Genomic DNA, 11,510 nt, shown 5'->3' with positions numbered 1-11,510 from the left:
TTGAAATTCGTCACTCATAAATCGACAGAGAGCCATGTCCGAAGCCGCCAGCATAATGGCCGACTCCACCCGCCAGGAGAATGTCACCCGCATTCTCGACTGTGCCGAACGCCTGTTCCGGCACTATGGTTACGGCAAGACCAATGTCGCCGACATCGCCCGCGAACTCGGCATGTCGCCGGCCAATATCTACCGTTTCTTCGCCTCCAAGGTCGAAATCCACCAGGCCGTCTGCGGCCGCATGCTCCTCGCCAGCTACAACATGGCCTACGAGATTTCCCGGTTGCCGATCAGCGCCGAGGAGCGGCTGCGCCGCTACGTGCATGCGCAGTACAAGATGACGCTGGAAGTCATGCTCGACGACCAGAAGGTCCACGAAATGGTCATCGTCGCGCTCGAGCGCGACTGGGGCGTCATCGACAAGCATATCGACAGCATTCACGACCTGTTTGCCGAGGTCATCCGCGAGGGCATCGAGGCCGGCGAGTTTGCCGACCAGGATCCGGTCATCGCATCGCGCTGCTTCGGCGCCGCCACCGTCATTCTGTGCCACCCGCAAATGGTGGCGCAGTGCCTTGCCAAGACCAATCGGGCGATGCCCGACGATCTCATCGATTACGCGATCAAGGCTCTGAAGTAATAGCCGCCGCCCGCCGGGCGCCGGTGTCGACCGTTCATCTCCAGTCGGGAGTACGAAAGTGTCTTTGTCCAGTTCCATCATCCGCAAGCTGCCGGTCGCCGGCCTGATCGTCGCCACGCTCGGGCTCGCCGCCTGCAGCCAGGAGAAGACCGAGGTCCAGGACATCATCCGTCCGGTCAAGGTGGTCGAGATCGGCCAGGCCGAAAAGAGTCGCGAACTCACCTATTCCGGCTCGGTGCGAGCCCGTACCGAAATGAACCTCGGCTTTCGCATCTCGGGCAAGGTCACTGAGCGTCTGGTCGACATCGGCCAGCATGTGACGACAGGCGATGTGCTAGCCCGTATCGATCCCACGGACTATGAGTTGTCGGTCAAGAGCGCCAAGGCCAGCCTCGACGCCGCCGAGCGGCAGGTCGAGACGGTCGATCTGTCCCGCAAGCGCGCTGAACAGCTTTTTGCCAAGAACTTCACCTCCAAGTCGCAGCTCGAACAGGCGACGCTGAGCTACAACCAGGCGGTAGCGACGCGCGATGCCGCCCGCTCTACCCTTGCCCAGGCGCAGAACCAAGTCGTCTACACCGATCTCAAGGCGAGCGAGAACGGCATCGTCACGGCGGTCTCGGCCGATGTCGGCCAGGTGGTCGGCGCCGGAACGCCTGTGATGACTGTTGCCGTTGACGGCGAAAAGGAAGTGCTGATCGCGGTTCCCGAAATGGACATCGCCGCCTTCAAGCCGGGAAAGGACGTCAAGGCCAGCTTCTGGTCCGATGACGCGCTGGCGCTCTCCGGCAAAGTGCGTGAAGTCGCCGGCAGCGCCGACCAGCAGTCGCGCACCTTTGCCGTCCGCGTCTCGCTGCCCGACGACCCGCGCGTGCTGCTCGGCATGACCGCCAACATCGAGGCCTCGGTGGCCAAGAAGCAGGAGATGGTGTCGATCCCGCTTAGCGCGCTTGCGGAAAAGGATGGTCGCAAGATTGTCTGGACCGTCGACCGCGCCGGCGAGACGGTGCACGAGCGCCTGGTCAAGGTTGCGGAGTTCACCGCCGACGGCGTCAGCGTCGCCGACGGGCTCAAGCCGGGGGATGTCGTCGTTGCCGCCGGCACCCAGTTCATGACCGAGAATCTCAAAGTCAAGCTGACCGGCGATGCGGTCCAGGCCGCCTCTGCGGAAGGCGATGCCGCAAAGGCCCTGCGCTGACCGCAGGCATGAAGCCGGCTTGATCGTCGCTTTGGCGAAAGGGCTGGGCAAGCGAATTCAGGGTTTCCGGGCGGCGAGCGCCCGATGGTCGAGACGCCAAGATCGAGTTCCCCCGCATCGATCCGCGCGTCCCACCGCGATGAGTGTCTCTCCGCTCGGAAAGCCTCGCCGCCCGGAAGCCAGCATCGGAATATCCTAGCTGCATGCAAAGCGCATGCGCGCACGATCAACGAATTGGACTGACGCCGATGACCACCACCGACAGCACTGAAAAGCAGCCTTTCAATCTTTCGCGCTGGGCCATCGGCCATCCCTCGATCGCGCGCTTCCTGTTCGGTCTGATCATCATTGCCGGCGCGCTCGGCCTGATGCGCATGGGCCAGAAGGAAGACCCCGATTTCACTTTCCGCGTCATGGTCGTCCAGGCGATCTGGCCGGGCTCCTCGATCCAGGAGATGGAAGACCAGGTCGTCAACAAGATCGAGCGCAAGCTGCAGGAAACGCCGCACCTCGACTTCGTCCGTTCCTACACCCGCGCCGGCAGCGCCATCATCACCGTCCAGATCAAGGGCGACACCAATGCAGAGGAGGTGAAGGACGCCTTCTACCAGGTGCGCAAGAAGGTTGGCGACATCTCCGGCGACCTGCCGCAAGGCCTGCTCGGGCCCTATTTCAACGACGAGTTCGGCGACACCTTCATCACCCTGCACTCGATCGGCGGCGACGGCTACAGCTATCCGGAGCTGAAGAAATTCGCCACCCAGGCTCGCGACATGCTGCTGACGACGCCGGGCGTCGAGAAGGCCGTCATCATCGGCGACCAGCCGGAGAAGCTTTATATCGACGTCTCGTCCAAGGCCCTGGCCGAACGCGGCCTGACGCTGACCGACCTGCAGAACGCCATCAAGGGCCAGAACAATGTCGATCCGGCGGGCTCCGTCGACACCGGCCTGCGCTCGGTGCGCATCTCGGTCGAGGGCGATGTCACCAGGGCTGCCGACATCAGGGAATTGCGCCTGCGCGCCGGTGGTCAGGTGACACGTCTTGGCGATATTGCCACCGTGAGTTCCGGTCTCGAAGATCCCTATCAGCGCAAGTACCGCTTCAACGGCCACGAAAGCGTCCAGGTCGGCGTCGTCATGGCCAAGGGTTTTAACGTCAGGGACGTCGGCACGGATGTCGAGGCGACCTACAAGCGCTTTGAGGAAGCGCTGCCCTACGGCGTTGCGGTCGACCAGATTTCCAACCAGCCCGAGGTTGTCAAGGACGCCGTCAACGAGTTCATGGAGGCGCTCGGCGAGGCGCTGCTGATCGTGCTTGCTGTCTCGCTGCTGTCGATCGGCTGGCGTTCCGGCCTGGTCATCGCCATTGCCATTCCGCTGGTGCTGGCCGCCACCTTCGCCATCATGTACGAGCTCGGCATCGATCTGCAGCGCATTTCGCTCGGCGCCCTGATCATCGCGCTCGGGCTGTTGGTCGACGACGCCATGATCGTCGTCGAGATGATGGAGCGCAAGCTGGAAGAGGGGCTGGTCAAGATCGATGCGGCGAGCTTCGCCTATTCCTCGACCGCCTTCCCGATGCTGAGCGGCACGCTGATCACCATCGCCGGCTTCATCCCGGTCGGCTTCGCCGCCTCGACCGCAGGCGAATATGTGCGCACGCTGTTCTATGTCGTCGGCATCGCGCTCGTCGTGTCGTGGTTCGTCGCCGTCTATTTCACGCCGTGGCTGGGCTACATGATCCTCAAGCAGCGCAAGCATGCCGGCAACCATCATGACGCCTTCGACACCGGCTTCTACCGGCGGCTGCGCGCCACGGTCGGCTGGGCGGTGCGCCACCGCATCATCGTTCTGGTGATGACGCTGGTCACCTTCGCCACCAGCCTGTGGGCGTTCCAGTTCATCCCACAAAACTTCTTCCCGCAATCCTCGCGGCCGGAAATCCTCGTCGATCTCTGGTTGCCTGAGGGAACCTCGATCAAGGAAGTCGAGACGCAGGCCAAGGCGCTGGAAGCCCGGATGATGGACGACAAGGACAAGCGCTTCATCGCCACCTATATCGGCGAAGGCGCGCCGCGCTTCTTCCTGCCGCTCGACCAGCAATTGCGCAATCCGAACTATGCGCAGCTTCTGGTGATGGCCAATGACGAGCCGGCACGCGAGCGGCTGATCCTCAAGCTGCGCTCAATCCTGGCGCAGGATTTCCCCTCGATCCGTTCCAAGGTCGACCGTCTGTTCCTCGGCCCGCCGACCGGCTGGCCGGTGCAGATGCGCATCATGGGTCCGGACCGCCAGGAGGTGCGCCGCATCGCCGACCAGGTGAAGGCGAAATTCGCCGAAAATCCGCTGCTCGGCGCCGTCCATGACGACTGGCTGGAGCCGGTACCGGCGATGAAGCTGATCATCGACCAGGACCGCGCCCGTGCTCTTGGCGTCACCTCGCAACGCATCCGCCAGATGCTGCAGGCAGCGATGTCCGGCGCGCCGCTCGATGACTTCCGTGATGGCGAGGAGACGGTTTCCATCGTCGCCCGCGAACCGGACGCCAGCCGCAGCCTGCTGTCCTCGGTCGACTCGGTCTATATCCCGACCGATTTCGGCGGCTTCGTGCCGCTGTCGCAGGTGGCCAAGGTGGTGCCGGTGCTCGAGCAGGGCGTCGAATGGCGGCGCGACCGCCTGCCGACCATCTCGGTGCGCGCCACGCTGCCGGATGGCGTGCAGTCGAACGACGTCGTCACCAAGCTCTACAATGACATGCAGGGCATGCGCGCCGGCCTGGCGCCCGGCTACAAGATCGAGATCCAGGGCGGTGCGGAAGATTCCGCCGAAAGCCAGGCCTCGATTGCCGCCAAGGCGCCGATCATGCTGGCCGTCATCGTCGTGCTCCTGATGATCCAGCTGCAGCATTTCGGCAAGGCGATGCTCGTGCTGGCCACCGGTCCGCTCGGCATCATCGGTGCGGCGGCGGCTCTGTTGATCAGCGGCGCGCCGTTCGGCTTCGTCGCCATCCTCGGTGTCATCGCGCTGCTCGGAATCATCATGCGCAACTCGATCATCCTGGTCGACCAGATCGATCAGGACATCGCCAGGGGGATGGACCGATCGGAGGCCATCATCGGCTCGGCCGTGCGCCGTTTCCGGCCGATCGTGCTGACGGCGATGACGGCGGTGCTGGCGCTGATCCCGATCTCGCGTGCGGTGTTCTGGGGACCGCTCGCCTACGCCATGATGGGCGGCATCCTCGTCGCCACCGTACTCACCATCCTGGTGCTGCCGGCAGGCTACGCGCTGTTCTTCGGCCGCGAGCCGAAGAAAGGCAGGAAGCCGGCTGATGAGGCGGTGCAGGACAATGACAGGCCGCCACTCGCGCTGGCCGCCGAGTAGGCGCTGCCGGCGCACAGGATGCACCTTGGAAAAGGCTGGAACGCCGTACGCTTGACGTGCGGCGTTCTGGCTTTCTCCTTGCCGGTGGCACCGAGCACCCAGGCAAGTATCTCAACACCAGGCGGGTTCATCAAAATAGGTTGAACGGCCACCTGTATGAAAATGCTTCGCGGCGCCGGTTTTGCAAAACAGAATTCCTTTCCTGGACGGCAAAGCCGTCCGATCCTGCTTACATATCGGAGCGGCAACGCTCATTCGCATCAGGTGATCATCCCATGGCAGACAACAAGCAATTGCGGCTCGGCGCCTTCATGCGTCCGGTCAGTCTTCACACCGGGGCCTGGCGCTATCCCGGCTCATATCCCGATGCCAACTTCAACTTCGCCCATCTGAAGCGCTTCGCGCAGACGCTTGAGGCGGCGAAGTTCGACGCCTTCTTCATGGCCGACCATCTGGCCGTTCTCAACATGCCGATCGAGGCGCTACGGCGCAGCCACACGGTGACCTCGTTCGAGCCGTTCACGCTGCTGTCGGCGCTCGCCGCCGTCACTGATCATATCGGCCTTGTCGCCACCGCATCGACAACCTTCGACGCGCCCTATCACATTGCCCGCCGCTTCGCCTCGCTCGACCATATCAGCGGCGGCCGCGCCGGCTGGAACATCGTCACCACATCCAATCCCGACGCCGCGCTGAACTTCGGCCTCGACGAGCATGTCGAGCACGACGAGCGCTATCACAATGCGCGGGAATTCTACGATGTGGTGACCGGCCTCTGGGACAGCTTTGCCGACGACGCCTTCATCCGCGACCCCGAGAGCGGGCTCTATTTCGATCCCGCGAGGCTGCATGTGCTCGACCATAAGGGTGAGCATCTCTCGGTGCGCGGCCCGCTCAACATTGCGCGCCCCGTGCAGGGCTGGCCGGTCATCGTCCAGGCCGGCGCGTCTGAGGCCGGGCGGCAGCTGGCAGCCGAAACGGCGGAGGTGATCTTCGCCGCCCACTCCGATCTCGCAGCCGGACAGCGCTTCTTCGCCGATGTCAAAGGCAGGGCCGAGAAGCTTGGCCGTTCGCGCGACGACATCAAGATCCTGCCCGGCGCCTTCGTCATCGTCGGCGACAGTGTCGAGGAAGCACAGGCCAAACGCGCCAAGCTCGACAGCCTGGTCTATTACGAGAGCGGCATTGCCTCGCTATCGATCGCGCTGGGGCACGACGCATCCGGCTTTGATCCCGACGCGCCCTTGCCCGAAATCCCCGAAACCAATGCCTCGAAGAGCGGCCGCGAGCGCGTCATCGAGCTGGCGCGCCGGGAGAATTTGACCGTCCGCCAGCTGGCGCAGCGGCTCGGCGGCTATTCCGGCCTTGCTTTCGTCGGCACGCCGAAAACCATCGCCGATTCGATGGAGGAATGGCTGTTTGCCGAAGGGTCAGACGGCTTCAACGTCATGTTCCCCTATCTGCCAGCCGGGCTCGACGACTTCGCCGAGAAGGTGGTGCCCGAGCTGCAGCGGCGAAAGCTCTTCCGGCGCGAGTATGAGGGCACCACCTTGCGCGAGAATCTCGGCCTGAAGCGGCCGCCGAACCGGTTCTTCGAAGGCTCCGAAGGGGCCATTCGCAAGGCCGGCTGACGTCCTGCCATAAAAAGAAACAGGCGCGCCGAAGCGCGCCCATTCTTTTCAAGCCATCACTTTCAGATGACGAAGTACCAGTTGGCGAGCAGCATCACCACCACGCCGGCGACCAGCGTCAGGTAGGGCAGCATGCCTGCCTTTTTGACCGAGAGGTCTGCGCCCGCCATGCCGAGGTCGGCCAGCATGTGGTCGGGGAACTTGCCCTTGTCTTGGACGTAGTGCCGGTAGCAGAACACCGGGATGATCAAGGCGGCTGTGATCAGGCCGGCCCAGAGCGCCATCGGGTTCCACACCTTGGCGCCGGCGCCCATGAAGATGGCGTTTACATAGGCGAAGATGGCGCCGAGGCCGAGCAGCCAGCTCGGCGCCTTCCAAGGCCGGTTGATGTGGCCGTTGTCGATGCGGTGGATCCAGCCGGCATTGAGGTTGAGGAAGTTGAAGATGATGTAGCCGCAGTTCGACACGGCGAGGATGAAGAAGAAGCTCGTCGCGTCGGCCGAGGCGATGGCCAGCACGATCAGGTTGAAGACGAGATCGGTCCACATGGCGCGCGTCGGCGCGCCATGCTCGTTGACGTGGCTGAGATAGCGCGGCAGCCAGCCATCGACCGAGCCCTGGTAGAGCGTGCGCGACGAGCCGGCCATTGCCGTCATGATGCACAGCACCAGCGCCAGGATCATCAGCATCACCAAGAGGCTGTGGATCAATGCGCCACCCCCGACCATGCCGGCCAGTGCATCGGCGACACCCGAGCCGTCGACGATCGGCGTCGCCAGCATGCCGTTGAGGCCCAGCACGCCCTGGAAGGTGAAGGGCACCAGGATGAACAGAAGCATGCAGAGCAGGCCGGAATAGAAAATCGCCTTGAACGTGTCGGTGCCCGGGTTCTTGAACTCCGATGTGTAGCAGACGGCGGTCTCAAAACCATAGGTCGACCATGCGGCGATGAACATGCCGCCCAGCACCAGCGTCCAGCCGGCAATGTTCCACGAGCCGGGCTCCGGCGCGTAAGCCGCCGCCAGCGGCACCAGCGGCGAAAAGTTCGCCCAGTTGATCTGGCCGGTGACGATCGGCACGACACCGACGATCAGCATCGGGATGATGACCAGGAGGCCGATATACTTCTGCACATTGGCGGTGCCGAGAATGCCGCGATGCTGGATCGAGAAGATGATCAGCATCAGCACCGCGCCGATGAAGAAAGTGGCATTGAGGGTGAAGGAGACAGGACCTAGCGTGTGGCTGAACAGCGTCCAGTTGCGGATCGCCGGCGTGGCCGCCGCGGTCACCGCGGCGATGGCGTCGGCAGGCACCGTTCCGGCATGCGCCGCGATATAGGCGACGACGTCCGGCGACGCCTCGGTGAACAGCGGCACCGGCGCCAGCGCGTTGAGAATATAGGCGGCGGCGATCGAGCAGCCCAGCGACAGCACCGGCGACCAGGCGAACCAGTTGCACCACACCGACAGCGGCGCGATGAACTTGGAATAACGCAGCCAGGCGGTGGCGCCGTAGATCGAGGCGCCGCCCGACTTGTTCGGGAACAGGCCGGCGATCTCGGCATAGGTGAAGGATTGCAGGAAGCCCATGATCATGGAAGCGATCCAGATCCCGAAGGCCAGCGTTCCCGTCGTTCCGGCAATGCCGCCGATCGAAAACAGGACAAGGGCAGGAACGCCGCTCGCCACCCAGAAGGCGCCGCGCCAGTCGATGTTGCGGAGCAGCTTGCCTTCAGCGGGCTGCTCCAGGGCAGTGGTAATCGTGCTCATCTGTCTGAATTCCCCATTTTGTGTTCCCGGCCGGTGATGCCTCGGCTTCGCGAAGCTTGTTCCCCGGTACATGACCGCACGACTCCAGTGTTTCCACTCAGTCGTATTTTTTTCTTAACAGTGAAGATTGATCCGGCGCGCTTTCACGTCAAGTGATTTGTGGCGTCGTGCACATCACGGTTGCGAAACGCTCGCTTTGTCCTTCTCCCCTTGTGGGGTGAGAAGCGGTCCGCGGTAGCGGACGGAAAGCCAATTGCTTTCGAGCTTCGAACGCCCTGAGCCTGCGAAGGGCCGGGGGTGCAACCCTCAGGATCGCGGCCTGGTCTTTTGCGGATCGTAGTGGGCGAAGGCCACGACGCGCGCCGGCAGCCGCTTGGCATGACCGTCGAGCTTGCCGATCTCCACCTCTGTGCCGATTGCCGCGTGGGTGACGTCAAGCCTCGCCAGAGCGATGTTTTTGTTCAGCACCGGCGAGCGCATGCCCGAGGTGACGACACCGATCTGGGCGCGGCCGATATGGACGCAATCCCCATGGCCGACGGCGACATTGCTGTCGATGTCGAGGCCAACGAGCTTGTGCTGCGGATGTTCCTTGCGCCTTATCAGAGCCTCGCGGCCGATGAAATCGTCGGTCTTGGCCTTCAACGGTACGGTGAAGCCAATGCCCGCCTCGAACGGGTCGGTCTGGTCGGAGAATTCGTAACCGGCGAAGATCAGCCCGGCTTCGATGCGCACCATGTCGAGTGCCTGCAGGCCCATCGGCTTCAGCCCGTGCGGCTGGCCGGCCTCCCAGATGGCATCGAACACTTTTTCGGCGTCGCGTGGGTGGCACCAGATTTCGTAGCCGAGCTCGCCGGTATAACCGGTGCGCGACACCACGACCGGAATGCCATTGCCGCCGCCGATGCGCGCGACAGCGAAGCGGAACCATTCGAGTTCGTCGATCGACGGTTGCAGCGGCGAGGTCCAGACCACCTCTCGCAAAATGTCACGGCTCTTCGGCCCTTGGACAGCGACATTGTGCATCTGATCGGTGGAGGAACGCACCAGCACGTTGAGGCCAAGCTTTTTCGCGGTGTCGCGCAGCCATTCGCCGGACAGGTCGTCGCCGCCGACCCAACGGAAATTGTCCTTGCCGAGCCGCAGCAGCGTGCCGTCGTCGATCATGCCGCCATGCTCGTAGCACATGGCGGAATAGACGACCTGGCCGACGCCGAGCTTCTTGACGTCGCGGGTCAGCGTGTATTGCAGCAGCGCCTCGGAATCCGGGCCGGTGACCTCGAACTTGCGCAACGGCGACAGGTCCATGATCACGGCATCCTGCCGGCAGGCCCAGTATTCGGCGATGGCGCCTTCCTTGGCGAAGGAATTGGCCAGCCAATAACCCCGGTATTCCACGAAGTTGCGGGTGTGCTTGGCGAAGCTTGAATGGAAGGCGGTCTCGCGGGTCATTTTCGGTTCCGAATCGGGCGTCATGCGTCTGGCGATCGCTCGCGAGAATTTGTGTTGGCCGGAATAGGTTCGCACATGGATGTCGGTCGGGTTCCAGCCATTGGCCGGTGTCGTGTCGTCGGGACAGGCGGAGGAGACGCAGACGATGTCGGTGAGCGCCCTGAGCAGGACATAGTCGCCGGCGCGCGACCACGGCTCATCCGACACCATGACGCCATGGGCGTCGATCGCCGTGTTGAAGAAGAAGTTGATCGCCATCCAGCCGGCACGTGGGGTGACACCCTTGTCGGCCAGCGCGCGGTTGAAATTCTCCGAGCAGTTGGTGTGGCCGGGATAGCCGATGTCGTCGTAATATTTGGCGGCACACGCCAGCGCGAACGCGTCATGCCGGCCGCATGTGTCCTGGATAACCTCGACCAACGGCTCCATGTCCTGGTCGTAATATTTCGAGTGAAGGCCGGGCATCGGGTAGCTCGACCCCATCAGCGTGCGCGTGGTCGTTACGTCGAGCGGATGGTCCAGCCCCTTGTCCAGCTTGCGCGCCGAGAAGCACTGGAAATCGGTGCACTGGCGGCCGTCGACATCGATGATCTGCAGGTAGTCGCCCGCCTTGACGAAATAGGGTTCGGCTGTCGCCGAATGGACGCGCAGATCGAGCACCGGATCGGCAAGCGGATCGGCCAGCTGCGACTTTGTCTTCAGGCGCACGGTGGCGCGGCGCACCATGACGGTGAGCGGCGTTGCCGTGTCGTGGCCGTCGACCAGCATCGGCCCGCTAGGCGCTGCAATCAGCAAGCCGCCATCGCGCGCGACGGTGAAGGCCTGCTCGGTGCCTGCCGGCGTGGCGCCGCCGAAGACGCGCACCGCCTTGGCCTGGTCAAGCTGCACCTGGCGGCGCTCGAGTCCGCGGCGCACGGAAGCGAGGCTATCGTCGCCCTCGGCCAATAGCGCCTTGATCCCGGCGGCATTGCTATTGGACTTTTCGCCGAAGATGGCGGGGTCGGTGGCGCCTGACTTGTCCCAGGCCAAAAGCTCGCAGGCCTGGCCGCCCTCGACATTGCGGATGGCAAATGTATCGCCGGCCTCGATATCGATCAGCACCGCGCCGTTACCGGGGGCCGCATACCGCTCCATGCCCGGCGGCAGCGCGATCTGGCCGGGCCGCAGGATGAGGCTTGGCCGGGGCGGCCCGGCTGTCACTGAAGGGTAGGGCGACTGGCTCATCTCAGCCTTGCGGTTCGAGAAACAAGTTTGCCTGTGTGTAAAATTATTTTAGCAGCAAGAATAGCAGCGCGGTTGGGTTTGGCAAGGTGGAGGTGGCGTTCTCGACGCGGTCGCTGCAGGTTAGACCCTTCCAATCAAACCCATCTTCCGAACGCCAGCGCCGCCCCTCATCTGGCTGCCGCCATCTTCTCCCCGTAAACGGGCGAA

The 11,510-nt window shown here is 63.5% G+C and carries 6 protein-coding genes; 4 read left to right on the top strand and 2 right to left on the bottom strand.

What is annotated here, in order from left to right; all coding sequences use genetic code 11:
* Positions 1-34: 34 nt before the first annotated feature.
* From NKI64_RS09050 to NKI64_RS09035, 4 genes are all read left to right on the top strand, one after another.
* Positions 35-640, top strand: a complete 606-nt coding sequence (locus NKI64_RS09050) for a TetR/AcrR family transcriptional regulator (RefSeq protein ID WP_023668564.1) — start codon at positions 35-37, stop codon at positions 638-640.
* 58 nt (positions 641-698) lie between these two features.
* Positions 699-1,838, top strand: a complete 1,140-nt coding sequence (locus NKI64_RS09045; RefSeq protein WP_023692166.1) for an efflux RND transporter periplasmic adaptor subunit — start codon at positions 699-701, stop codon at positions 1,836-1,838.
* A 248-nt stretch (positions 1,839-2,086) separates the two neighbouring features.
* Positions 2,087-5,224 carry an efflux RND transporter permease subunit gene (locus tag NKI64_RS09040; protein ID WP_023729265.1) on the top strand — a complete coding sequence of 1,046 codons (3,138 nt, stop codon included), beginning with the start codon at positions 2,087-2,089 and terminating at the stop codon, positions 5,222-5,224.
* Positions 5,225-5,499: 275 nt separating this feature from the next.
* A complete protein-coding gene (locus NKI64_RS09035) occupies positions 5,500-6,855 on the top strand; it encodes an LLM class flavin-dependent oxidoreductase (RefSeq protein ID WP_352667624.1) in 1,356 nt (451 codons plus the stop codon).
* 62 nt (positions 6,856-6,917) lie between these two features.
* Here NKI64_RS09035 and NKI64_RS09030 read toward each other — a convergent pair whose 3' ends face one another.
* Both NKI64_RS09030 and NKI64_RS09025 read right to left on the bottom strand, forming a co-directional pair.
* Positions 6,918-8,627: a trimethylamine N-oxide permease gene (locus NKI64_RS09030; RefSeq protein WP_023684441.1), complete on the bottom strand. Its 1,710-nt coding sequence runs from the start codon at positions 8,625-8,627 to the stop codon at positions 6,918-6,920.
* A gap of 306 nt (positions 8,628-8,933) precedes the next feature.
* Positions 8,934-11,303: a trimethylamine N-oxide demethylase gene (locus tag NKI64_RS09025; protein ID WP_023701513.1), complete on the bottom strand. Its 2,370-nt coding sequence runs from the start codon at positions 11,301-11,303 to the stop codon at positions 8,934-8,936.
* Positions 11,304-11,510 lie beyond the last annotated feature (207 nt).

The organism is Mesorhizobium sp. M0478 (assembly GCF_040321305.1).
Classification (GTDB): domain Bacteria; phylum Pseudomonadota; class Alphaproteobacteria; order Rhizobiales; family Rhizobiaceae; genus Mesorhizobium.
The sequence above is the reverse complement of the archived record's forward strand: the minus strand, read 5'-3'. Positions and strand labels throughout refer to the sequence as shown.